The organism is Rouxiella sp. Mn2063 (assembly GCF_049319665.1).
Classification (GTDB): Bacteria; Pseudomonadota; Gammaproteobacteria; order Enterobacterales; family Enterobacteriaceae; genus JBMOUD01.
On sequence record NZ_JBMOUD010000001.1, the window covers coordinates 246,141 to 268,783 of the forward strand.

The following is a 22,643-nucleotide window of genomic DNA, read 5'->3' on the forward strand; positions in this document are numbered from 1 at the left end:
TATCAGTGCTTATTGAGTCTATAATCGCTGAGAAAATACGTCCCTGCACAAGGTAGCTTATGAGCAACGCGCCAGATAATCCCTCTTCTGAAGAACCCTTTTTTCATCGTGAAGAATTCCCGTTTTATTGGGTGGTGAACGCCCATGCGCGTTATACCCAAATTATGGAGGTGACGCTTAAGAAGGTGCAGCTGGACGTTTCCCGCTTTCGGGTGCTGACGATTACCGACCAATACGGTACGGCCAGTATTTCGCAAATTGCCCAATATGCTATCGCCAAAATGCCCACGGTAACCAAAATTGTTGGCAGATTACGCGAGGATGGCTTGGTGAACGCGCTAAGCAGTGAGCGAGACGCGCGGGTGACCGAAGTAACGCTGACACCTGCCGGTAAGGCCAAAGTGCTAGAGGCGCAACGCCTAACCCAGAAGGTTTTCAATAAAGCATTTAAAGGCATGACCCAGGCACAAATCGTCAAGATGAACCAATCTTTAGGCAAGGTTTTGGACAATCTGAACGAGCTGTAATAATGAGGTAGGAACATAATTGCAAAACTGTGATCGACTCAGCGCAGCGTGACATAATCCTCTATAAATTAAACCCTTAATAACAAGGTTGCTGGCGATTTACCCGGCGGTTTTTTTATTAAGGGCATTATTATTTCCCCATTTTTTCATCGAGATACCTCAATTTATACCTGTTTTTACCATCCTGTTGATTGCCGGTAATGGATATTTTTTTATGTGAATATTTACTTGAATATTCATCTAAATTCTTCATGATGGATTTATCAGTATCCAGGGTGAAAAACGTACAACTGATGCTCGGCAAAGCAGAGGCATTTTTTAATTAAGGTGATCATGATGACCCTTTTTTGTGAAACTCCGTCGTGTAAGAGCAATGGCTATATTGAAGAATTTATTCTTGGGCAAGGCGATCTGAGCTTTGCGGTGAAGGATACGCTAGACGTTGCTGGCTATGCCACGAGGGCGGGCTGTCGAGCATTAGCCTCATCTTCTCCGGCATTACGCCACGCACAGGTGATCGACGTCTTGCTCAAGCAGCACTGTGTGTTGAGAGGAAAAACTACGCTGCATGAATTGGCGTTCGGCGTTACCGGCATTAATCCTTGGGGCGGTACGCCGCTTAATTCCCGTTATCCAACATTGATACCCGGTGGATCGTCTAGCGGATCGGCGAGCGTCGTTGCGGCGGGTGAGGTGGATTTTTCCATCGGTACTGATACCGGCGGATCGGTGCGTATGCCCGCGGCCTGCTGCGGCATTTTAGGACTAAAGCCGACATATGGTTTACTCAGCCGTCAGGGCGTAATACCTGCCGAAAGTTCGCTGGATTGCGTCGGGCTGTTTGCCCGCAGCGCCGATGTTCTGCGCCAGGTGCTACATCGTTTAGGCGTCGAGTCAGCACAGGACGATACGACGCTGCCGCCAATCGGGCTAATTAGCGCGGCGGCACCGTTTATTGATACGCGAATTGAGCAAGTCTTACATCAGGCCGGTGCGCAACTTCATCCGCTGGTGTTGCCGGAACTGGACGCGGCTCACCTTGCGGGCATGACTATTATCAACCGGGAAAACTGGCAGGCGTTTCATACTTTGCTTGACGTAGAGGGCGTGTCCGAAGATATCGCCAGCCGCATTCGCCGCGGCGCAACGGTGAGCGCCTGTGAGTTGGCGGATGCCGAACGTGTACGTCAACGCTTTAGCGACCGGCTCGATGCTTTGCTTACCGATACGCCGCTACTGGCTCTCTCCACGCTGCCTGAACTGCCGCCAACTCTTGAGCAGGCGAGCGATCCGCTGAGTGTGCTCGAGCTGACAAAATTGGTGCGTCCTTTTAATCTTAGCGGACATCCCGCTATTTCGATCCCCATTGGTGATATCGACCATCGCCCGGTGGCATTACAGCTGGTGGCCCGCAAAGGCCACGACGGGGCGCTGGTGGCTGCCGCGACCTATTTACTTTCCAGGCTGCATCGCTGACGGCGATAGCCCCGTTCTACCTTCACTTTTATCTCATTACTTCATTCAGTAAGCAGCGCTCACTGTGACAGCGTTCGCCTGCGTACTGGGTACCACATAATTTGGGAGGACATGATGTCTACTTTAGATCCCCACGAAAGCTTGTCTCTTGGTCAGCCTAGCGTCGATAAAAATTTTGGCTCGCTGCTGGCTGATATTGCTGTGCGTAGCGCGGAGTTTGAGCAACAGCGTTATATCTCTGACGACATCATTTCCCGTTTTAAACAGATTGGCATCTACCGAGCGCTGGTACCGAAAATTTATGGTGGTGATGAATGTTCTCCTGGCGAGTTTTGCCAACTCATCGAGCAAATTGCCACTGCCGATGGTTCTGCCGCCTGGGTTGCCAGTTTTGGTATGAGCCCGTTTTATCTCGGCGCATTGCCTCGTGATACGCAGAAAACGCTGTATGGCGATGGCCCTGATGTGGTGTTCGCGGGGGGAATATTTCCGCCGCAGCGAGCGCCTGTAGAGAACGGTGGATATCGAGTTAGCGGCCGTTGGCGCTCGGCCAGCGGCTGTATGGGGGCCACGCTTTTGGGCGTAGGGATCATGCCAGAAGGTTCGCAGCCGCTGCCGCGCATGGCGTTATTACCGCCGAGCAGCGTTGAAATTGACCCGACCTGGAACACCGTCGGGTTAGCAGGTACCGGCAGTCACGATTTGGTCGTTAACGATGTCGTTGTCCCGCAGGAATGGACGTTTATTCGAGGCGCTGCGCTCAATCTGGAAGGGCCGTTGTACCGCTACCCGGCGTTGTCGCTGGCAACGCAAGTATTGTCGGTAGTGGCGATGGGTATTGCACGCGCCGCACTCAATGAAATCTATGCCATCGCCCACCGGCAGCAATCTGTCACTGGTGCACCCACCTTGGCCGAACGGCCGCAGGCCCAGATGCAGATTGCCCGCTGTGAGGCCGAACTGCTGTCGGCGCGCACCTGGTTTTATCAGGCCATTGATGAGGTGTGGCAACGGTTGCTGGCGGGGGATGACGCCACTGCTGCGCAGGTCAATACGTTACGTTTGTCTTCCACGCACGTCACTCGAGTATCGGCAAAAGTGGCTCGTCAGGTATTGGCGCTTAATGGTATGGGCGGCATCGAACTCACCAGTCCGTTGCAGCGCTATGTGCGTGACACCATGGTCATTACTCAGCACGCCTTTATGGGCGAACTCACTTATATCAACGCCGGGACGCTGTTCTTTGGCGGCACGCCGTTGCCGGGTTATTTGTCGTAATTTTCACTAGAGAGGAAAAGGGATGAGCAAGTCAAACAAAATACGCGTGCTGTTTTGCATCGGGGTAAACCAGAATTTTTTTGATGCCAGCGACGTCGAGGCCAAGCAAGTCTGGCAAGCGGTTGGCATGATGATGAAAGCGATGGAGAACACGCCGGGCATTCGCACGATCGGCAATATGGATGACGATCAGGTGATGGTCGGGCCTTCATCGGGATGGCCGTGGACCACGTATGTCTTGGCCGATGCCGACACGCTGGAGTGCGTGAGCGCGGTGTGCAATCTGTTTCGTATCACTCCGGTCGGCGACGGCACTTATAAGCTATGGAAATACTGCAAAGTGGAAGCCCGCCTCGGGCGTGAATTGATTATTCAACATTAGCGGAGCGGCGAATGAACCAACAGCAAATTCGGCGCTTACAGCAGTTGGAAGATCAGCAGGCGGTGCGGGTATGTATCAGTGACTACATGCGCCTGTGCGATGACCTTAATAGCCAACAAACGGCAGAGGCTATTGGCGAGCTGTTTACCGCCGATGCCTGCTGGGAAGGTCTCGGCGCGCCTTATGCCGCAAGGCTCGGTGTGCATCAGGGGAGGAAAGCCATTGTGGCGATGATGCAGCGCTATGTTCGCCAACCGGCGCATTTTGCCATGAACGCCCATTTTCTCTGTTCAGAGTCTATTGAACAGCAGCAAAACGGCCAATGGCGTGGGCGATGGTTGATGTTGCAAACCTCGACATTCAACGCCGGGGGATCGCACCTCAATGCTGCTGAAATTATGGTCTGGTTTGTTCGTGATGGGCGCGCGATGCGGATGATGCATTTCACTACCCGCAATCTATTTAGCCGACTGGTGGATTATTGGCGCAGTGCGGATGATTTACCCGTGCCGAATGAAAAGCCGCCTTTAACTGGGAAGGAGATTAACCATGTTAACGATGCATCCTAACGATACGATGACAGTGAAAAAAACCAAAGCCACCACCAATACACCTGCATTAGGCCACAACGATATTGCGGCGTTAGTTAAAGCCGACCGAGTACATACCTCGCTTTATACTTCGCCTGAATTGTTCGAGCTGGAGCTTGACAGAATTTTTAGCAAAACCTGGGTGTGGGTCGCGCACAGTAGTGAACTGCCGCAGGCCGGTAGCTTCAAAACGACAGAGATAGGTACTCAGCCAGTCATTGTGGTACGCGATCGGCAAGGGGAAATTCATACCATGCTCAACCGTTGTCGCCATCGGGCGGCGACAGTCTGTGAGCATCGTACCGGCAAAACTAATAGCTTTGTCTGCCCTTATCACGGCTGGGGTTATGCGCTTGATGGCAGCCTGCGCGGCGTGCCGCACCCTGAAAGTTACGCTGACCAATTAGAAAAAGACCAACTGGGACTTAGGACATTACGCACAGAGCAGTACGCCGGGATGATTTTTGCCACCTTTAATCAGGATATCGAACCGCTGGATGATTATTTAGGTGCCGCCAAAAAGTGGATCGATTTATTTATGAAGCAAGGCGCCGGTTACCCGATTAAAACCGGCCCGGCGCACCGCTTTCGCTTTCCCGGTAACTGGAAAATTCAGTTGGAAAATACCACCGACGGCTATCACTTCCCGGTGGTGCATCGTTCCTTCCTAAGTTCGGTGAATAAGCAGACCGAAGAGATGCTCAACTTTGTCGGCGGCAGTGGCTATGTCGAAGATTTGGGGCACGGTCACAGCGTGATGGTGATGATCCCCGATTTAACCGATCTGGAAGCCGATTTAGACGCGCCAATCCCGGAGCGCTTTGTCGAATTAGCTGAGGCATTGCGTGCCGATCACGATGAGCAGCAGGTACGCCGTATCGTCCGAGCCGTTGGTGGCACAGGATTTAATGTCAATATCTTCCCCAATGTTGCCTGCTCAATGGCCTTTTTCCGCGTGCTACAGCCCATCTCCGTCAATGAAACCGAGATTCATCACGCGGTGATAACCATGGACGGCGGGCCTGAGGTAGCGAATCAGGCGCGTTTGCGTATCCACGAACATTTTCAGGGGCCAATGGGATTTGGTACGCCGGATGATTCCGAAGCCTGGGAGCGAGTGCAGCGCGGCGCGACTGCCGGGCGCGATCTGTGGATCATGCTCAATCGTGGGCTGGCAGGCGAAGCGCCAACCGTCGACGGTGTGCGTAGTGATGTGAGCGCTGAAACCGGCATGCGTGCCGCTTACCGGATGTGGAAAAAACTGATGACGGAGGATACCGATGGATACCTCTAACGCTGTGCTATTTGATGCCATCGCGCTGATCAATCTGGAAGGCGATCTGCTTGATCATGGGGAGTTTAACGCCTGGCTGGAATTATGGCGGCCAGAAGGTCTGTATGTCATCCCCATCGATCCGCAGGAAACGGATTTTAAAAACAGCCTCAACTATGCCTATGACAATCATGAGATGCGCCAGAAACGGGTGCACCGCCTGTATAGCGGTGAGTCGATTTCTACCACGCCCCGCGCCCGTACGTTGCGCACATTATCGCGCTTTCGCCTGCTGGAGTCCGACGATCGCCAGGTCGTCATTCGCTGTGCCCAGTCGTTGTGGGAACATCGTAAAGGCAGCACTTGGCACTACGCAGCGGATATTACTTATCAACTCTGGCGGCAAGAGGGCCAGTGGCTTATCGAGCAAAAAGTCATCCGCCTGATTAACAGTGACGATGTGCTACACAGCGTCGGTTACATATTGTAGGCGCAAGAGATGACGCAAATAGGAGTAAAGATATGACCCAAACAGTCTTAGTCACCGGAGCCGCCAGCGGATTAGGCAATGTGATTGCTGGCAGCTTACTAGAACAGGGATTTCAATTGGTTTTGACGGATGTCAACGCCGAGCACGCGCAACGGGCGGCGCAGCAACTGGATAGCGGGCAAGGGCGGATACTGGCGTTGGGGCTGGATATCCGCCAGCCGCAAGACTTTGAACGCGCACTGGCGGCGACCTGTGAACGTTTTGGCTCGCTGCAGGTGCTGGTGAATAACGCGGCGCTGACCTTAGCAACGCCGGTGATGGACATTAGCCCTGATGAGTTTGACCAAGTACTGACCACGAATCTGCGCGGTACGTTTGTCGGCTGCCAGACTATTGGCCGCTATTTTGCCCAGCGCGGCTATGGCCGCATTATCAATCTGACTTCACTGGCCGGGCAGAACGGTGGCTCGGGCACCGGTGCGCACTATGCGGCGTCAAAGGGCGGCATTCTGACATTGACCAAAGTGTTTGCCCGTGAACTGAGTAAATCAGGCGTGACTGTCAACGCGATTGCGCCGGGGCCGATGGATTTACCGTCGGTACATGCGCTGATGCCGGAGGAAAAACTGGCCGCGATAATCAATATGATCCCAGTCGGCAAGCTAGGCGATGCGCAGTTTGTCGCGCAGGCGATAGCGCTGTTGGCGTCGCCACAGGCGGAGTTTGTCACCGGGGCGACCTGGGATATCAACGGCGGTCTGTTTATGCGTTAGCCGCAAACATCGGGGCAACAAGGAGGGAGTATGTTGCGACTATGCATTGTCGCCCGTGAGTTACAGAGCGATGTCCTGCTGTTGACGTTTAGTCGGGCTGACGGCGGAGAACTTCCCCGTTTTACTGCGGGAGCACATATAGATCTGTTTCTGGGAAATAACCTGATTCGCCCTTATTCACTGTGCAGCGACCCGGCCGATCGTTTGCATTACCAAGTGGCCATTTTGAAAACGACACAATCGCAAGGTGGTGCGCTGGCCGCTCATGCGTTGCAAGTCGGTGACGAGGTGCAGGTGAGCGAGCCGCGTAATCTGTTTGCTCTTGACCCATTTGCGCCCTTTAGTTTGTTGATCGGCGGCGGTATCGGTATTACGCCCATGTTAGCGATGGCGGCAGAGTTACAAACCGCCCAGCGGCCTTTCTCTTTGCATTATTGTGCCAGAACGCGTCAACAGGCGGCATTTTTAGACCAGTTGCAATGCGCCTCTTATGCCCGCAACGTGCAGATTCATTTTAGCGATGAGCAGCGTCTGACATTAATTTCAGTGCTACAAGGTGTGCCCGAAAATACCCACGTTTACGTCTGCGGCCCGCCGCGTCTGATGGCTGCCGTCAGCGAACAGGCGCTGGCATTGGGCTATCGCGCAGAGCAAATTCATCAGGAGCTTTTTGCCGCCGAGGTGCAAACACAGGGCGCAGCTTTTGATGTCACTCTCGCCAGCAACGGTTTACGGGTCCGCGTTGAAGAAAATCAAAGCATTGTTGAGGCGTTAGCGTTAGCAGGAGTAAAGGTATGTGTTTCCTGCAAACAGGGCATTTGCGGCAGTTGCCTGACTGACGTGCTGGAAGGAGAACCGGATCATCGAGATAGCTATCTGACCGAGGAAGAGAAAGCGTCTAATCAGTTGATCCTACTCTGTTGTTCGCGAGCTAAAAGCCCGCACTTATTGCTTGATTTATAAAGATAAGGGGGAGTGATGACATTACAAAGTGAATTTCGTGACGCCATGGCGCAATTGGGTAGTGCGGTATCAGTGATCACCACCGATGGTGTGGCAGGCAAGTACGGTTTTACCGCCTCGGCGGTGTGTAGCGTGACTGACGAACCGCCAACTTTATTAGTGTGTATGAACCGCAACTCTTTCGCCAACCCGCATTTTAAACAGAACGGTAATTTATGCGTGAATGTGTTGTCGAGTGAACATCGCAATTTATCGCAGATTTTTGCTAACGCCACCTTACGTTCAGAACAGCGTTTTTTACATGATAGTTGGGAAATGCTGACCAGCGGTGCACCGGTGCTGAGTTCGGCCGTGGCTAATTTTGACTGTGAAATCAGTGATATTCATGAAGTCGGCAGCCACACGGTATTTTATTGTCAGGTGCAGTCAGTTCGTACTTGTGAATGTCCAAGCGGGCTCGTGTATTTCAACCGTCGTTATTATGATTTGGCGCAGGAGAAGTAAGGGAAAAGGGCGCGGCTTAGGGCGCCCATTTGTGATATTTACCCGCCGCGTGATGTTGTCATCAATGCGACGGCTTTTGCTGCGGTTGGCGTGACGGCACTGGCTTTCGGGCTGTGTCCCGGCTGATCGACTTTTACCATCATGGTTAATACCGCCGCGATTAAATACAGCGCGGTATAAACCCAGACTACGCCGACGATATCAAAGAACGGCAGCACGATGGAGGCAATCGCCGGGGCGGCGAAGTTGCTCAAACCTGCCGACAGATTATAAATCGATACCGCGGCACCTTTGTGATGCGGTTCCAGCGCCGGGAACACCGCGGTCATCGGCACAAAGGCCGCGACGGTAATTCCTAACATCACCGCTGGGATCATCGCCGCCCAGTAGTTGTGTCCAAAGTGCATCGGGATGTAGTAAAACGCCAGGCTGGAAAGTGCACAGCCGATGCAGCCAAACCAACGCACCTGACGTAGCCAGCCAATTTTCTCGCCGAGAATGCCCCACATCACGTTAGTGAAGATGGTGACGAAGAAAAATACCGCCCAAATTTGCAGCCATTCGGAAATGGTGAAGCCCAGGCGTTCAACAAACAGCATCGGCATAATGACCGCGAAACCAAATAGCGAAATAGTGTTGATAATGCGGATCATTGAGGAGAGAAAGATATTCTTGTTGGTGAACAAGATGGTAACGGCGCGCGACAGCTCGCTAATTTTCTCTTTTCTGCTCAGATTGACTTTACTGCTGGTGGTACCGGTGTTACGCAGCATAATCAAGGCCATCAGGCCACCGGCCATCACCCAGGCGATAGCGAACCACAGCGTACCGGTTTCGCCCATAAACGGGATGGTAAAACTTGGCAGATAGCTGCCGACGCAGCCGATGCCGATAGAGTACATTGCCCAGAACCACCCCATTGCCGAGGAGAGATTCTGCTTCGGCACGTTTTGCACTACCAGCATCACAAAGGAGTAGATAAACAGCGGATAGGCTAATCCACGAATGCCGTAGAACAGTAGCATCAGTGGGTAACTTTTCATCCCCAGACCAAAGATCATAAACAGCACGTGCATCACGACCCACAAAACAAAGCCGATGCGCATGGCTTTTTGCGGCGTGATAAGCTCAGCCACCACGCCCGAACTCCAGGCCGCCAGCGCTGCCGCCAGTCCATAAACGGTAAACACCACCGCCGATTCTGAGGCACTAAAGCCTAAGTCGATAATATGCTTAGACAGGAAAGCCATTTCAAAGCCATCCCCGCTCATAAACAGGGCAATCGCGATATAGCCCCAGAATAAATTCATCGGCAAACCAAACCAATGATCACGTTGTTTTTGCATGTTGAAATCCTTATAAATTGTTTATATCGCACCGGCGGAGGTTCGGTCGCTTATTAAGGAATAGAAATATGTCAGCGTAGCCGAACGCGACCGGCAAGGGTTTTAAGGCGAAAACCCTTGCATCCCGCGCCTTACGCTTAAGCTTATCGGGTCGCTGTGCGACTTCCCGCGTTCACTACTTTGGCCGGACGGGTCGGTTGAGACGGACGTCCCTGTCCGGCTCAACCTAAAGTTGCCTTCCCTGGCAACTTTCCCTGGCCTGCATCCGTTCTCTTAGCCGATAAGATGCGCTCTTAAGGTCAACAGATTGCAAGTCAACTAATTAAGGCTAAAACCGGTACTTAATCTCAATTCAACTTGCTGTCGATACAACTGTCGGTATAGCGCTAGCCGCTCCGCCAGCATTGGTGCATTTTCCGCATTAGGCAGAAAACGTCTGGCAACGGGGGGCTTGCTACAAACTTGATTGATATCACCCCCTGCTGCCAGCCAGCCCAAGCGTGCTGCGCCTAATGCGCCGCCTGCTTCACCGCCGACGTGGGTGACAATCGGTAGCGATAACACATCGGCAATCAGCTGCGCCCAGCGGTCGCTGCGTGCGCCGCCGCCAACGAGTGAACACTGTTGCAGCGTGGTACCCGCTTGTTTCATCACTTCTAAGCCGTCAGCCATACCAAAGGCAACGCCTTCAATCACCGCATAACCTAAACTGGCGCGGTCGCTGTTGTGCGTCATACCGTGGAAAACGCCGGTAGCGAACGGGTCGTTATGTGGCGTCCGTTCACCAGAAAGATAAGGCAGGAAAATAGGAGCCTGACGTTGCTGGGCTTGGCTCAGTTGCGCCACTTCTGCCAATAGCGTGGTTTCATTACTGCCAACCAACTGACAGAACCAACGTAAGGCGCTGGCGGCGGTGAGCATCACGCTCATCTGATGCCATAAATTGGGTAACGCATGGCAAAAAGCATGTACCGCCGATTGTGGGTTGGGGCGGAATTTATCATTGACCGCAAAGAGCACGCCGGAAGTCCCCAGAGAGATGAACGCATCCCCCGGATTAACCGCACCAATGCCGACCGCGCTGGCGGCGTTGTCACCACCGCCTCCGGCAATCACTACATCATCGCCCAGACCCCAGGCGCGGGCGATGTCACTTTTTAATACACAAGTGGCATCGCTGCCTTCCGCCAGACGCGGCATATGATCGCGGGTTAATCCGCAGGCCGATAACAGCGAGTCTGACCAATCACGCTTGCCAACGTCTAACCACAAGGTACCGGCCGCGTCTGACATATCCGAGACTTTCTCGCCGCTCATCATCCAGCGCAGATAGTCTTTAGGCAGCAATACGCTGGCGACGTGCTGGAAAATTTCCGGTTCATGTTTTGCTACCCATAACAGCTTGGGCGCGGTAAAACCGGGCATCGCCAGATTACCGGCGATGTCATGTAATTCTGGCGCGATGCGGGTTAGCTGCTCACACTGCGCGGCGCTGCGCGTGTCATTCCATAACATCGCCGGGCGTAGCACGCTGCCTTCGCGACTGAGCAATACCGCGCCGTGCATCTGTCCTGATAAACCAATCGCCTTAATCTCTGCCCATTGCTCAGGCAACTTGGCGCGTAGCTGGCTTATTACGCTGTGCGTGGCCTGCCACCAGCTTTGCGGATTTTGTTCCGCCCAGTGTGGGTGAGGGCGTTGCACGGTCAGTGGTTCACCGGCGCTGGCGAGCACCGCGCCCTGTGCATCGATAACTAATGCTTTGATTTCTGAGGTGCCTAAATCGATTCCGAGATACATTTCTCTCCCCTTATTCGATGCGTGATTACTGGGCATTTGCCAGCCATTGATTCACTTTAGAGACTGATTCACGCAATAGTAGAGAGAAATCCTTATCTTTGGCTAAATCAGCGAACAGTTTTTCATCGCTGGCAAAGACGGCGATAGGATCGGGTGACGTAAACATGGCATGCACCGCCTGCGGGTCAAAAATGCCGTCCTGGTACTCATAAGGCAGCAGATTTTGATGCCAACGTTGCATAAAGACGAAGAACAGAGCTGGTAACATGCTGCTGGCGTGCGGCGTTTTCCCACGTTGGTAGCACTCTTGCAGCGTTGGGGTAATAAAACCGGGGATCTTAGAGAAACCATCGGCGGCGACGCGCTGGTTGGTGTCCTGAATATAAGGGTTGCTGAAACGTTCTAACACCACATCACGATAAGCCGCCAGATCTAATGGGCTTGGGGAAAGAGAGGGGATCACGTCTTCGGTGACATAGTCATAAGCCAGTTGGCGAATGGCGTCGTTACGTGTGCTTTCATCAATAAAACTGAGGCCAATCAGCGTACCGGCCCAGGCAATACAGCTGTGACTGGCATTGAGAATGCGGATTTTAGCTTCTTCATAGGCTAAAACTGAATCGACCATCTCTACGCCCACTTTCTCTAGCGCAGGACGTCCGGCGATAAAATCATCTTCAATTACCCACTGAATAAAAGATTCGCCCATGATTGGCGCGCGGTCTTTAAAACCGGTGGCAAGCGCTACGCGTTCGGCAACGTCGGGTAACGGACGTGGTGTGATGCGGTCAACCATGGTATTGGGGCTGCGGGTGTTATTAGCAATCCAATCCAACAAATCATGTTGTTGACGCAGGGCTAAAAACTGCAATAAACCATGATGGAAGCGCTCACCGTTGTGGCGCAAATTATCGCAGTTAAGCAAGGTCACCTTGCCGCCACCGTGCGTTTTACGGCGTTGTAGAATATGGCTGATTGCCCCGTAAATGGTGCGGCAATCGCCGTTAAGATCGGCCTGAATATCGGCATTTTGCTGATTGAGGTTGAACTGATTATCCAGATAGTAACCGCTTTCTGTCACGGTAAAGGAAATCACCTTCGTTTCACTTTTAGCCCCTTGTTCAACCAGCGCCGCCAGTTCCTTATCCCATGGAATAATCTTCTTGATAGACGTAATGGTTTCGTACTCACGCTCACCTTGCGGGGTGACAGTTTCTAGCACGTACTTGCCATCCTGTGCTTGTAGGGCGGACAACACCGGTACGCCATCTTCACGAATATTGCCCAATGCAATTGACCATTCGGTATCACCCGCCAGAATCAAGCGATGCAGATACCACGCCTGATGCGCCCGATGGAATGAGCCGCTACCGATGTGCAACCAGACTGAGGGCGTTGAGGACAGAGTGTTATTCATGGCGTTCTCCAGATAGATGATTTTGGGCTTAAGCTCTTAATGTGGGCTTTTGCCCTAATTGCGATAATCTTAATGGAAGTTTTGCCCATCAAATGGGCTTTAGCTCACAAATCTGACAGATGCTGGCATAATAGGCTCTGCCAGAGGCGGGGGCGCGATAAGATAGAACTCGCGTAATGCAATGTTGGAGAGTGCTATGAACAAGAACGATAAAAAAATGGATCAGGCTGCGCGAGCCGCGTGGCTGTACTTTGTTGGCGGTCAAACGCAACACGATATTGCCGACGCACTCGGTGTTTCTCGTCAAGTAGCGCAGCGGCTGGTCGCGAGCGCGATCGATAACGGTTTAGTGAGCGTGCATATCAGCCATTCAGTGGGGCAGTGTATGGAACTGGCGGCGCAAATAAAAAAACGCTATGACCTCTCAGTATGCCAGGTGGTACCGACGCAAGGGATGGAAAGTAGCGGTATTCAGCATGCGATTGCCGTTGCTGGCGCAGAGGTGATGACGCCGTTTATTCGTCAGGAACAGCCGATGATTATTGGCGTGGGATCGGGGCGCAGCCTGAAAGCCGCGATTGCCGAACTTGACGATATCGAACGCCCGCAGCACAGCTGCGTGTCGTTGATTGGTGCGATTGCTTACGACGGTTCATGTACCCGTTACGATGTCCCGCTGTTATTGGCCGAGAAAACGCAGGGGCGTTATTTTATTCTGCCCGCACCGCTGTTTGCCGACAGCCCGGAGGATCACGCCAATTGGTCGAAACACCGTATTTATCGCACCGTCAGCGAGAAAGCCAGCCAGGCCGACGTCACTTTTGTTGGCATTGGCACCGTCGCTTACGGCTGCCCGTTGCACAAAGATGGCTTTATCTCCGAGCAGGAGATCGATGTACTGGTGGAACAGCGGGCAATAGCCGAAATCCTCGGCCACTTTATTGATGAAAAGGGTCAGCGCATCGCCAGCGAACTCAATGCCCGTCATACCAGCGTTGGTATTGATGCCAAGCGAGGTAAGCCGGTGATAGCCTTTGCCGGTGGCGCAGAAAAGCATCAGGCAATCCGCGCCGCGCTAGTTGGCGGCTGGGTGAATGGGCTGGTGACGGATGAGCAGACGGCGCAGGCGTTGTTAGTGTAGCCATCGGGAATCAGATCGTAGATAGTCGCTGCCAATCGCGGCTATTTTTTCTGTTGCGCCGCCAGTTGTTCCACAAATTCTTGTGCCTGTTTTGGCGTGCGCAGATGTACAAAGCGAATATGCTGATAAGCGGGATTGGCCATCAGCGCCAGATATTTTTTCCGGTTGCTGGCATAGGTTTTCAGCGTCCATAAGATAATCGAATCGCGGCTAAAAAAGCTCTTTTTAAAGGTTTCACGATTACCTGTACCTGGCCAGATCTCATGCTGTTGCCAGGCGCGCGTGATTGCCCGTTTTAGTGCCTGATAAAAGGTGCGGATAAAGCTGTAATCCAGCCAGACAATCATATCGACATGGCGCCATTTTATCGGCTGGGTACGCGTATAATTACCGTCAGTCACCCAATCTGGCACAGACAGCGCATGCTCAACGGCAGTAAACAACTCCTCATCACTGCTTTCTCCCCAATTGGCTTTCCAATATAGCCTGTCCATTTCGATATAGGGGATAGCCAAGCGCGCAGCCAGTTGGCGGGAAAGGGTAGATTTACCGCTGCCGCTGGTACCAATGACATTAATTTTCATGCTCGGTCTCTATTTGCTTTAATTAAATGAGGCAACGTGAAGTAAAGGAATATGGGGAAACGAGTGAATTGTATTCTATCCAATAAAAATCTGAATACAGAAAGGTAAATAAACGAGGGGGGATGATAGCTGCTAAATGTCGTGATGTCGTGGCGGCTAAGGTTTGCTCTTATCATGTCAACGTTGGACCTGATGGTTGCACCGCGTCAGTGCTACAACTGATGTGACGAAAGATCATAATTTGTCTACAATCCGCCGTTTAACTTTGGGTTTACCACCTCTATGGGATAGCAATGCGTAAAATATTAGTATTACTACTTAGCCTATTACTTACCGGATGTATTAACTTAAGCTCACCACAAGGTGCACAATACAAAGCGGAGTACGCTAACCGTCTGGATATCCGTACCCAGAATGTCTATAGATTTATGAATAAAGCGGTTAGGCCGATGGGCGATAGTAATGCGCAGGACGACTATCTGGCAGGTTTCTTCTCTCTTAGCGGCGCGGAAAATTCAATACTAGAGCTGCGTTTTAATTATCCAGCGAAATCACTACAGGTAACATCGTTGGATAGACAAAACCACGTTATTGCTGAAAGAACATATCTTCTACTCGACAAGTCGGAAGCTCCGCCAACTAACAAAGATATTGATTACTTCTATCTGACAAAAGATGGAGAGTGTAGCGGTAAACTTAAACTGTCCACCGGATTAGAGTTTTTCCAGTATTGATTTATCGATTCTTTTGGTAGCAATCCACGTTATATTCGTGCGGCCTGAATGCGCTGTAATATCCAACGATATAGTCCGTTATTGCATGGGCTGCGTCGCTGAAGCTTATGTAACCCGTCACCGGCATTCACTCATTCTTCAGGCTTCGGAAGAAGTGTTCCAGTTTGCTATCAATGCTCCTATGTCAAGAGCTGACGGTTGGCAGGCGCGGGTCAGATAAAATCAGTAGAAAGAGATCACGGACGATACAGTGTTTTAGACATCTCAGGATCTCTTTGGTCGAAAGACCTTAACTGGCTCGTCTTTATAAATATATTTCTGTTCGCGGAACGCTACGCATACGTACAAGAGCTATGTCCACAGAGCATTACTCGCTTCGCGTGAGTTGCCACGGTTTTAATCAGTGTCTGACCGTCTTCCTTATGATGCCGGTAAAGGATTTATACCACAGAGCGATGCCAGTACAGCTCCATTTTTCAAACGTATAGGGTTATTACCTGCAACTGCCAGCAGCGTAGAGGTTGTCTGTGGCCCTAGGCCAAACTGACTGCGAAGGTAATAAGCATATTTACGGGTCAGTTGATCCAGTGATTCATCCAGTTCATTCAACTCTTCAGTAAGTGCAATCCATCTTTTAGCAAAGCTTTAAAGTGTACAACATATGGTCACGCGCATCGGAGAGGACTCCGACACTTAGCAGCTAATCAAGGCGGATACTCATTCGTATTGATTAGATTTCCTGAGTTAGTCGCGGACATCTTGCGAAGCACTGACCAGCAGCGCAAGAATATGGTTAATCGCCTAAATGCGGTCTTTTACTGCGTTAAGTCGGGCAACGCTAATCATCTGGAGAGCTTCACACACGTCGGACTGCATTTTTGGTATAGCCTTGCTGCTCCCTGAAGGAGCTGTTCGAGCCGTATTCTCAGCATCCATGGATCTGACTTCCCTTTTAGGCGCCGTTTTGAGCTGTCTGGGCTAACTTCAATAACATAAGTACAATTCATGTAAACCAGTTAGTGAAAACAATTACCTGCAAAATAATCAATAAGTTAGTTTAGTTGTAAGAAGTGGGGATTATAGGGTAGTGTCAGCCGCTGCCACTACTACGGAAAAAGCTTTTTTGCCTCGCGAGGTGGATTAATGTGAGTTTCTATTTCTTTGATGTAATCTTCGAAAACCTTCAAGAACGCCAACAAAGCTCCCTCATGAAAAAGGACTTGTTCATTGTCTCTCCCAAGAAGATCGGGATGCTGTTCGAGAAGTCTTGTGATTTCTTGAATATCTTGGTTTTCGTTGTTCACTAAACGAGCATCATTATGAGCGCAACTGTTTCTTAACTTTATAATTTTCTTGATTTCAGGATAAGCTCTAGAATTATTTAGACCAACTACTTTTTTTATAAATAAATGTCCTCTTTCGAAGCCTGCTCCCTTTAAATCGTTAAGTTTAATATTTATTGAGTGTCTTTTTGAGTAACTAATACAGAACTTTTCAACTTCGTGCTCTAAAAGACCAACGATTGTTAACAAAGCAGAACGTCGCATGATGCTTGGGTAATATCTCTTAAATATGTCATCAAGATTTACCGCCTGATCATCAATTCCCATGTAGCTATCAATAGCTATATAAATATCATCTTCCGAATATTCTTCAACAACAAATGTTTCAGGTCCTTCGGTTTCGTATTTAGTTATGCTATCTGTGATTGAAGCTTCTGTTTGATCAATAAAGCCATGTAACAACATAATATTAAAACCAAAGTCATGTATAGGGATATGTCCAGCCTTATTAATCAATTTGAGCATATAGAAACCTTTTATCAATGATATTTCGAGTATGTTACGACTTTAATATACTATCTTCAACTGGGTAGAATGACATTGTTGCTAATGGATTAAAGCGCAGGGCGGTTTCAAGATGATCAGGAGCCAAGTGAGCATAACGCATGGTCATTTTTATATCGTGATGGTCCAAAATTTTCTGAAGGGCAAAAATGTTCACGCCTGAAATCATAAAGTGTGCTGCAAAATTATGGCGTATAACGTGGATAATCTGCATAAGGCTGACGAGTGGCTGGCGGCCCTGCTGGCGAATCTGGAGCCTGCCGGACGTCAGCGCATGATGCGCAAGTTGGCGTAGGAGCTTCGAAGGAATCAGCAGCAGATCATCATGCTGCAACGCAACCCTGACGGCAGCGGATACGAACCGCGAAAAGTGACTGCCCGAACAAAAAAAAAGGGCGTATCAAGCGGCAGGAGTATTCGAAGATGCGCACGACCAAATAACTAAAAACTTCAGCCAGCGCGGACTCGGCCAGCGTCATTATGGTTTGTGTGATCGGGTTAGTCGCAAGGGTCTAGGGGACCGCTACGCCAAGCATCGATTACTCGGGTTCAACAACAAAACCGATAGGTTCAGAATATCTATTCTATAACGTGAACTATAAAATACATAAATGTCACCCGCTCATTAAACAGAGTATTTGAATTTTAGGTTCTTGAGGTCATTTATGAAAACTTGTGGGGTCCAACCTTTAGTTAGTTCACTTAATAAATATTCATCAGCCATGTCAAATAAATAGTCTTTAAGTGGGTCTGCAAATGGCAAAATAGCAGCGGAATATGGAGCAATAGCTGGGGATATTAGATGCCCTGCTCCGTAACCCAAAAACATCATGGAAAAGCTTTTAGTGGATTTCCCCCAAAAAGTATCGAAGAATCCTTTTGGGTTGAGATTGCTCTCCACATAAATCTGCTGAGCTTCTAAGGGGGTGGTAGCATTATTGATTTCGCTTAGCCAATCCCTGAATCTCATTGCGCTCTTGCTTTTTCTGACTCTCAATAATTGATCCATTGGCTGCCCCATTAAATCGAATGATTTGCGAAGGTCTGGGAATTTTTCAAATTCAATGATTGAAGAAAATACTTCCTCTTTGGTAAGAGCCTCAGATTTAGATAGGGAGTCCTCGAACAAGATATTTATATCACTTATAGGACTGGTTCTGGCATGTTTGTTTATAACGTATTTATAGCCAAGAAGGTCCGATGTGCATATTGCTAAGAGGTTTTTTTCATGTTGAGTTAACTCATTTATATCTCTTCCGTTAAGATTAAGTCCCAGTCTTTTCAGCTTTCCGCTTTTGAGCGCTGATAAAACTTCTTCTAAGCAGTTGTCCTCAATCTGCTCAGGTACCGCAATATAATTATCTCTCAATTTACGTATTAAATTTCTTCTTTCTCTCCTTTTAATAGGTGTTGAGAGGTTGTGTATTGCTAATTCTAAGGATTGTTCAGGGTCAGCATTGGGTCCGTCTCTTAGGCGCGTAGCGGAAATTGGAGGGACGCCTGCGAAAGGGTGTTTAAGTGCTAAAATAACTGGTGTCCATAATGTGAAACTGAAAGCGTTTTCATCTATTAGCTCCTCAACTCCTTTTAACCCTATTTCATTGATCATGATTTTTAGCGCTAGATTTTCCCCTTCAACTTTGAAATTAACTTCATTGTTTAAAATGAAACTTTCGAATAAGGATGATTTTATTTCATTATATGTTAGGGGTGGAGAGTTCGTTTTTTTTAGTATGGGGACTAAATCGTTATTAAATCGTAAAGGTTCACGGAAAGTATCATTTATTTCATTATTGAAAAGAGCATCATCAAGACTACGGTTGGATATCATAAATCCCTCTAATGGTATTGTATTTCTGATCGTACAACGGAATGTATTATTAATTACTCAAAAAGTAAATCACGATATGTGCATGAGCGCTCAACTTACCGAAATAATGCGCCTTATCACCAACCTGATCCGCACCTGCACCGTGACAGAAGTGGACCGGGAGAACTGGATGTGCCAGGTAAAGGTGGACGAGCTTGAAACCAACTGATTAGCTGTTTGACGCCGCGCGCCGGAGGTGCCCGCACATGGTGGAGTCAGTCGCCGGATGAGCATGTGGTGGTCCTGAGTATGGGTGAGTTTGCATTGCCTGCCATTTACTCCAGCCAGTTTGCACCACCGTCGTACTCCGTGGACGGCTGCGTGACGCAGAATCCGGGCGGCAGCTGGTTTGAATGCGGTCCCGCCACTGGGTGCTGGCATGTCCGGGGCATCAAATCCAGGATGATTGAGGCGGCAGATAATATCAGCCTCAAAACCACTGAGTTTGTCGTGGAGGCCGACACCACGTACATCAACAGCGAGGTGGTGATGTACGGCGCAGTTACCCAGGTCGGCGGCCCGATGAGTTCCAAAGGGTTCGTAGTGGATGAGCATGCTCATATCAAAGTCATTACAGGTGGTGACATGTCGGGAGGTCCAGAATGACGCTGTATCTCGGCATGAGTCAGAACAACGGCAAGGCCATTAAGGCCATCACGGGAACGGACCATCTGCGCGAGTCGGTTCGTGACATTCTGCTGACCCCGCAGGGTAGCAGAGCAAGGACAGATAGGGATTGTTCAGCAGTTGTCTGTCAAGCCACTTTCATTGCTGGATAGCGGGTACCTATTCAGCCGGCGAGACTCGCGCGGCTCAATGACTGTGCAACTCCAGATATTCATAGCGTTGGTTTTTTTGCGGTGAAGCTGTAACCGCTCGAAGCGCTTCTGCACCCATTGCCAATCCTGAACTATTTCCTGCTTGGCGAGAGCGCCGATCTGCGGATGCTCTTGTGCATAGCGTTGGAAGATACAGGGACTGACGAGATAGGTGGTGTCGACCACAGTGTGCACCTGAGCTTTTGTGTCATTGATGATGATCTTACAAGACTGGATTCCTTGCTTCAGCCAATCCATGAAGTGCTCGCCGGAAGATCGCTATGTGTTACTGTGAGGTAAGGATATGACCTCTTATCAGGTGGCCAAATCCATTAAACTACTACACATGGCAAATAGAGTAAAACCTAAAACATATATTGCCGCTGGAAGTGGTTTGTTCATAAAAATTTACTCGATGTGATTAACAGTAATGAAACTAATACCCTCGATTATTGGCTTTTGTAAACAGAATATGAATCATAATTGTTATGACATTTTTCACCAATATAATCGGATGGTTTATCGGGTTGTCGTGTTAGGTTAGGAGGTTGAGATATTGAATTTTGGTTATTAAATCGTCATTGGCTTATCTTAAAAATAGATAATGTTATTTATTTAAATGTTATTTAATGGATTTTTATGAATGTGTAAATATCGAAAAGGAAAATAACAATGAGTGAATACGTGCAAGCAATTGTGAAATCAGATACCGGTGGTTTTAGATTAACCGATGTACAGCGGCCGGTCAGAAGGACGGAAAGTGATATTTTAATCAGAGTTTCTAATATATCACTTAATCGGGGAGAATTAGACTTTCCCTGGGAATCGGATAAGCCTGCCGGATGGGATGCATTTGGTATTGTGATCGAGACCAGCAGCGACGGTCAGGGACCAAAAATTGGGGAGCGGGTATTAACATGGAGTTTTTCGGGTGCCTGGAGCCAATATCGCGTTGTCGATCGTGCCAATGTCGCTATCGTGCCAGAGAGTGTATCAGCAGCGGTTGCAGCAGCGTTGCCGGTGGCAGGATTAACGGCGATGCGTTCTCTGCGGACCCTTCATTTGCAGCCGGGCCAGTCTCTGGCCGTTACCGGCGCAACGGGCGGCGTCGGGCATTTGTTGGTTCAGTTGGCAATGCATGCCGGTATTAAAGTTTCGGCGGTGGCGCACAGTCAGCGTGGATTCGATTGGCTGCAAGCCAGCGATGTTAAACCCAACGAGGTACTATTGGCTAAAGAATATCCTTTTGAGGGAACCTTTGATGCCCTGGTCGATACCGTCGGTGGCGATTTACTGGCTCATCTATTAGACAATGTTGTCCCTAATGGCACAGTTCTCATTCTGGGCGTTGCCTCGGGGCAGGTGGCGAGCATAGACACCACAATTTTGGTATCACGAGGAATCGATCTGATTTCTTATAAGGATTATTCCCCGGCCGGAGAAGATTTAAACACCTTGCTCACTCTCGTTGCCGAGAAGATCATTAAAGTATACGCGGATAATATTGGTTGTTGGGATAAAGTCATTAAACAGGATTTCCTGCATCTTCTCGCTCCAGGCAAAGTCACGCTCAACGTACCTCAGGACTAAGCTCAACTCGTACATAGTCCTCTATGATGTCGCCACGCAAGGATATTGCAATAATTGTGGCGACATAGCGTTATCTTTTAACTAATCACACATTGATATTTAACTTCTGTCAGGTTTTTTTGTATCTTGATGCCCCTACAAGGCATAGATGTTCGCGTAAGAGATGCAAGAGAAGACTTATGGATTTAAATGCGCTTAAAATCTTTATCAAGGTAGGGGAAACGCAGAGTTTTACTAAAGCTGCGCAGGCATTGGGCCTCACCCAATCAGGGGTCTCACGTGCAATTACCAGACTTGAGCTCGATCTTCGTGTTACCTTGCTTAACCGCAATACCCACTCTGTAAGTCTGACTACCGATGGCGTTTTTTTATATGAATCCTCAAGAAGCCTGATGCATGAAATGGATGAGGTTGGGCATTCGATTACCGGTAGAACTGCCTTCCCTGAAGGCGAACTAAAAATAACGACACCTTCTGCCTATGGCCGATTGGTCGTTATTCCAATACTTAAAGAGATCCTCGACAGATATCCGGCATTAACAATTGACGCGGTTATGACTGACCGATTGGTTGATTTGGTGGAAGAAGGCTTTGACGCGGCGATTAGAATTGGCAGCGTACAGGACTCACGGCTTATCGCAAGAACCATCAAGCATTTACGTTTTGTCACCGTTGCGTCACCGGAATATTTAAACAGCCACGGAATTCCTAAAGAGCCAGCGGAACTGGTACAGCATAACTGTCTGGCTGTTAAAGCACAGAAAACTGGGCGTAGCACCAAATGGTTTTATTATATAGCGGGAGAACAGCAGGCTTTTGACATTAAGGGTAATCTGGTCGTTGATACTGCGGATGTACTGTTAGAGGCGGCACTCAGCGGGATGGGGGTTGTTCAAATAATGGACTTTGCGGTCGGTAAATATCTGGAAAACGGTAAACTGGTCGAGCTACTACAAGAATACTCCGAGGCTTCGATTCCGCTTTCATTAATTTATGCAAAATCGCGCCATCGTTCACCTAAAATCAGTACATTGCTGGCGGCGTTAGGAATAAATACTTGACCCCCAATACAGATGCAATTGCGCTTAATTTGTGAGGGACCAAATTCAATATTCTGCTCAATTCTGTGACTAAAAACCAAGCTCTGTATGAAGCTGACGGTATTTTAATTATATATGCGAAGTATTTAGTCTTAAACGGGGCCCATTAGCTGAGCCCTTTTTCAAGCTTATCAATTGGT

The 22,643-nt window shown here is 49.5% G+C and carries 21 protein-coding genes and 6 pseudogenes; 17 read left to right on the forward strand and 10 right to left on the reverse strand.

Annotation, left to right across the window (positions count from 1 at the left end; genetic code table 11):
* Window positions 1-59: 59 nt before the first annotated feature.
* From ACL9RG_RS01005 to ACL9RG_RS01050, 10 genes are all read left to right on the forward strand, one after another.
* Window positions 60-527, forward strand: coding sequence for a MarR family winged helix-turn-helix transcriptional regulator (locus ACL9RG_RS01005; RefSeq protein WP_422790705.1), 468 nt, complete (start codon window positions 60-62; stop codon window positions 525-527).
* Window positions 528-860: 333 nt separating this feature from the next.
* Window positions 861-2,003: an amidase gene (locus ACL9RG_RS01010; RefSeq protein ID WP_422790706.1), complete on the forward strand. Its 1,143-nt coding sequence runs from the start codon at window positions 861-863 to the stop codon at window positions 2,001-2,003.
* A gap of 111 nt (window positions 2,004-2,114) precedes the next feature.
* Window positions 2,115-3,281 (forward strand): acyl-CoA dehydrogenase family protein, encoded by a 1,167-nt coding sequence (locus tag ACL9RG_RS01015; protein ID WP_422790707.1) that lies wholly within the window; start codon window positions 2,115-2,117, stop codon window positions 3,279-3,281.
* A gap of 22 nt (window positions 3,282-3,303) precedes the next feature.
* Window positions 3,304-3,663: an IacB protein gene (locus ACL9RG_RS01020; protein WP_422790708.1), complete on the forward strand. Its 360-nt coding sequence runs from the start codon at window positions 3,304-3,306 to the stop codon at window positions 3,661-3,663.
* 11 nt (window positions 3,664-3,674) lie between these two features.
* Window positions 3,675-4,232: a nuclear transport factor 2 family protein gene (locus ACL9RG_RS01025; protein WP_422790709.1), complete on the forward strand. Its 558-nt coding sequence runs from the start codon at window positions 3,675-3,677 to the stop codon at window positions 4,230-4,232.
* Between the two features lie 7 nt (window positions 4,233-4,239).
* Window positions 4,240-5,547 (forward strand): aromatic ring-hydroxylating oxygenase subunit alpha, encoded by a 1,308-nt coding sequence (locus ACL9RG_RS01030; protein ID WP_422791158.1) that lies wholly within the window; start codon window positions 4,240-4,242, stop codon window positions 5,545-5,547.
* On the forward strand, window positions 5,534-6,016 hold the full coding sequence (locus ACL9RG_RS01035; RefSeq protein ID WP_422790710.1) for an aromatic-ring-hydroxylating dioxygenase subunit beta: 483 nt from the start codon (window positions 5,534-5,536) through the stop codon (window positions 6,014-6,016). Before ACL9RG_RS01030 ends, ACL9RG_RS01035 begins: the two co-directional genes overlap by 14 nt.
* A 32-nt stretch (window positions 6,017-6,048) precedes the next feature.
* Entirely contained in the window at window positions 6,049-6,789 is a 741-nt protein-coding gene (locus ACL9RG_RS01040) for an SDR family NAD(P)-dependent oxidoreductase (RefSeq protein ID WP_422790711.1), read from the forward strand.
* Window positions 6,790-6,819: 30 nt separating this feature from the next.
* Window positions 6,820-7,752 (forward strand): PDR/VanB family oxidoreductase, encoded by a 933-nt coding sequence (locus tag ACL9RG_RS01045; RefSeq protein WP_422790712.1) that lies wholly within the window; start codon window positions 6,820-6,822, stop codon window positions 7,750-7,752.
* Window positions 7,753-7,767: 15 nt separating this feature from the next.
* On the forward strand, window positions 7,768-8,256 hold the full coding sequence (locus ACL9RG_RS01050) for a flavin reductase (RefSeq protein WP_422790713.1): 489 nt from the start codon (window positions 7,768-7,770) through the stop codon (window positions 8,254-8,256).
* Window positions 8,257-8,294: 38 nt separating this feature from the next.
* On the opposite strand, the gene ACL9RG_RS01055 is transcribed toward ACL9RG_RS01050, so the two are convergent.
* The 3 genes from ACL9RG_RS01055 to dalD form a co-directional block, all read right to left on the reverse strand.
* Window positions 8,295-9,602 carry an MFS transporter gene (locus tag ACL9RG_RS01055; RefSeq protein ID WP_422790714.1) on the reverse strand — a complete coding sequence of 436 codons (1,308 nt, stop codon included), beginning with the start codon at window positions 9,600-9,602 and terminating at the stop codon, window positions 8,295-8,297.
* A gap of 318 nt (window positions 9,603-9,920) precedes the next feature.
* Window positions 9,921-11,402 (reverse strand): xylulokinase, encoded by a 1,482-nt coding sequence (gene xylB / locus ACL9RG_RS01060; protein ID WP_422790715.1) that lies wholly within the window; start codon window positions 11,400-11,402, stop codon window positions 9,921-9,923.
* A gap of 25 nt (window positions 11,403-11,427) precedes the next feature.
* Window positions 11,428-12,819 carry a D-arabinitol 4-dehydrogenase gene (gene dalD, locus ACL9RG_RS01065; protein WP_422790716.1) on the reverse strand — a complete coding sequence of 464 codons (1,392 nt, stop codon included), beginning with the start codon at window positions 12,817-12,819 and terminating at the stop codon, window positions 11,428-11,430.
* A gap of 196 nt (window positions 12,820-13,015) precedes the next feature.
* On the opposite strand from dalD, the gene ACL9RG_RS01070 reads away from it, so the two are divergent.
* On the forward strand, window positions 13,016-13,960 hold the full coding sequence (locus tag ACL9RG_RS01070; RefSeq protein ID WP_422790717.1) for a sugar-binding transcriptional regulator: 945 nt from the start codon (window positions 13,016-13,018) through the stop codon (window positions 13,958-13,960).
* Window positions 13,961-14,001: 41 nt separating this feature from the next.
* On the opposite strand, the gene ACL9RG_RS01075 is transcribed toward ACL9RG_RS01070, so the two are convergent.
* Window positions 14,002-14,544: an adenylate kinase gene (locus ACL9RG_RS01075; protein WP_422790718.1), complete on the reverse strand. Its 543-nt coding sequence runs from the start codon at window positions 14,542-14,544 to the stop codon at window positions 14,002-14,004.
* 293 nt (window positions 14,545-14,837) lie between these two features.
* On the opposite strand from ACL9RG_RS01075, the gene ACL9RG_RS01080 reads away from it, so the two are divergent.
* Window positions 14,838-15,278: a hypothetical protein gene (locus ACL9RG_RS01080; RefSeq protein WP_422790719.1), complete on the forward strand. Its 441-nt coding sequence runs from the start codon at window positions 14,838-14,840 to the stop codon at window positions 15,276-15,278.
* Here ACL9RG_RS01080 and ACL9RG_RS01085 read toward each other — a convergent pair.
* The 4 genes and pseudogenes from ACL9RG_RS01085 to ACL9RG_RS01100 form a co-directional block, all read right to left on the reverse strand.
* Window positions 15,206-15,450, reverse strand: a pseudogene (locus ACL9RG_RS01085) (IS3 family transposase); the annotation flags it as partial. The gene ACL9RG_RS01080 and the pseudogene ACL9RG_RS01085 sit on opposite strands and share 73 nt — an antisense overlap.
* Window positions 15,451-15,698: 248 nt before the next feature.
* The gene (locus ACL9RG_RS01090; protein WP_338651085.1) at window positions 15,699-15,887 is read right to left on the reverse strand and encodes a transposase; all 189 of its coding nucleotides are present in this window, start codon (window positions 15,885-15,887) and stop codon (window positions 15,699-15,701) included.
* A 497-nt stretch (window positions 15,888-16,384) separates the two neighbouring features.
* Window positions 16,385-17,086 (reverse strand): hypothetical protein, encoded by a 702-nt coding sequence (locus tag ACL9RG_RS01095; protein ID WP_422790720.1) that lies wholly within the window; start codon window positions 17,084-17,086, stop codon window positions 16,385-16,387.
* 34 nt (window positions 17,087-17,120) lie between these two features.
* Window positions 17,121-17,336 (reverse strand): annotated as a pseudogene (locus tag ACL9RG_RS01100) (tyrosine-type recombinase/integrase); the annotation flags it as partial.
* Window positions 17,337-17,450: 114 nt separating this feature from the next.
* Between ACL9RG_RS01100 and ACL9RG_RS01105 the strand changes: the two are divergent.
* Window positions 17,451-17,715 (forward strand): annotated as a pseudogene (locus ACL9RG_RS01105) (phage virion morphogenesis protein).
* Between the two features lie 35 nt (window positions 17,716-17,750).
* On the opposite strand, the gene ACL9RG_RS01110 reads toward ACL9RG_RS01105, so the two are convergent.
* The gene (locus ACL9RG_RS01110; protein ID WP_338651087.1) at window positions 17,751-18,956 is read right to left on the reverse strand and encodes a hypothetical protein; all 1,206 of its coding nucleotides are present in this window, start codon (window positions 18,954-18,956) and stop codon (window positions 17,751-17,753) included.
* Window positions 18,957-19,038: 82 nt separating this feature from the next.
* Between ACL9RG_RS01110 and ACL9RG_RS01115 the strand changes: the two are divergent.
* Together ACL9RG_RS01115 and ACL9RG_RS01120 are read left to right on the forward strand one after the other, a co-directional pair.
* Window positions 19,039-19,601 (forward strand): annotated as a pseudogene (locus tag ACL9RG_RS01115) (phage baseplate assembly protein V).
* Window positions 19,598-19,714: pseudogene (locus tag ACL9RG_RS01120) on the forward strand (baseplate assembly protein); the annotation flags it as partial. The pseudogenes ACL9RG_RS01115 and ACL9RG_RS01120, both read left to right, overlap by 4 nt.
* On the opposite strand, the pseudogene ACL9RG_RS01125 reads toward ACL9RG_RS01120, so the two are convergent.
* Window positions 19,713-20,086: pseudogene (locus ACL9RG_RS01125) on the reverse strand (conjugal transfer nickase/helicase domain-containing protein); the annotation flags it as partial. The pseudogenes ACL9RG_RS01120 and ACL9RG_RS01125 sit on opposite strands and share 2 nt — an antisense overlap.
* Window positions 20,087-20,485: 399 nt before the next feature.
* On the opposite strand from ACL9RG_RS01125, the gene ACL9RG_RS01130 reads away from it, so the two are divergent.
* Complete coding sequence (locus ACL9RG_RS01130; RefSeq protein WP_422790721.1) at window positions 20,486-21,403, forward strand: zinc-binding dehydrogenase; 918 nt, start codon at window positions 20,486-20,488, stop codon at window positions 21,401-21,403.
* A gap of 179 nt (window positions 21,404-21,582) precedes the next feature.
* Window positions 21,583-22,464, forward strand: a complete 882-nt coding sequence (locus ACL9RG_RS01135) for a LysR family transcriptional regulator (protein WP_422790722.1) — start codon at window positions 21,583-21,585, stop codon at window positions 22,462-22,464.
* Window positions 22,465-22,643: the final 179 nt, after the last annotated feature.

Bases quoted from the DNA above. Each gene is read 5' to 3' on its own strand.
- ACL9RG_RS01095 (WP_422790720.1), bottom strand. From the start codon at position 17,086: ATGCTCAAATTGATTAATAAGGCTGGACATATCCCTATACATGACTTT.
- ACL9RG_RS01040 (WP_422790711.1), top strand. From the start codon at position 6,049: ATGACCCAAACAGTCTTAGTCACCGGAGCCGCCAGCGGATTAGGCAAT.
- ACL9RG_RS01010 (WP_422790706.1), top strand. From the start codon at position 861: ATGATGACCCTTTTTTGTGAAACTCCGTCGTGTAAGAGCAATGGCTAT.
- ACL9RG_RS01030 (WP_422791158.1), top strand. From the start codon at position 4,240: ATGACAGTGAAAAAAACCAAAGCCACCACCAATACACCTGCATTAGGC.
- ACL9RG_RS01015 (WP_422790707.1), top strand. From the start codon at position 2,115: ATGATGTCTACTTTAGATCCCCACGAAAGCTTGTCTCTTGGTCAGCCT.
- dalD (WP_422790716.1), bottom strand. From the start codon at position 12,819: ATGAATAACACTCTGTCCTCAACGCCCTCAGTCTGGTTGCACATCGGT.
- ACL9RG_RS01035 (WP_422790710.1), top strand. From the start codon at position 5,534: ATGGATACCTCTAACGCTGTGCTATTTGATGCCATCGCGCTGATCAAT.
- ACL9RG_RS01005 (WP_422790705.1), top strand. From the start codon at position 60: ATGAGCAACGCGCCAGATAATCCCTCTTCTGAAGAACCCTTTTTTCAT.
- ACL9RG_RS01135 (WP_422790722.1), top strand. From the start codon at position 21,583: ATGGATTTAAATGCGCTTAAAATCTTTATCAAGGTAGGGGAAACGCAG.
- ACL9RG_RS01050 (WP_422790713.1), top strand. From the start codon at position 7,768: ATGACATTACAAAGTGAATTTCGTGACGCCATGGCGCAATTGGGTAGT.
- ACL9RG_RS01130 (WP_422790721.1), top strand. From the start codon at position 20,486: ATGAGTGAATACGTGCAAGCAATTGTGAAATCAGATACCGGTGGTTTT.
- ACL9RG_RS01055 (WP_422790714.1), bottom strand. From the start codon at position 9,602: ATGCAAAAACAACGTGATCATTGGTTTGGTTTGCCGATGAATTTATTC.
- ACL9RG_RS01045 (WP_422790712.1), top strand. From the start codon at position 6,820: ATGTTGCGACTATGCATTGTCGCCCGTGAGTTACAGAGCGATGTCCTG.
- ACL9RG_RS01080 (WP_422790719.1), top strand. From the start codon at position 14,838: ATGCGTAAAATATTAGTATTACTACTTAGCCTATTACTTACCGGATGT.
- ACL9RG_RS01020 (WP_422790708.1), top strand. From the start codon at position 3,304: ATGAGCAAGTCAAACAAAATACGCGTGCTGTTTTGCATCGGGGTAAAC.
- ACL9RG_RS01070 (WP_422790717.1), top strand. From the start codon at position 13,016: ATGAACAAGAACGATAAAAAAATGGATCAGGCTGCGCGAGCCGCGTGG.
- xylB (WP_422790715.1), bottom strand. From the start codon at position 11,402: ATGTATCTCGGAATCGATTTAGGCACCTCAGAAATCAAAGCATTAGTT.
- ACL9RG_RS01075 (WP_422790718.1), bottom strand. From the start codon at position 14,544: ATGAAAATTAATGTCATTGGTACCAGCGGCAGCGGTAAATCTACCCTT.
- ACL9RG_RS01110 (WP_338651087.1), bottom strand. From the start codon at position 18,956: ATGATATCCAACCGTAGTCTTGATGATGCTCTTTTCAATAATGAAATA.
- ACL9RG_RS01025 (WP_422790709.1), top strand. From the start codon at position 3,675: ATGAACCAACAGCAAATTCGGCGCTTACAGCAGTTGGAAGATCAGCAG.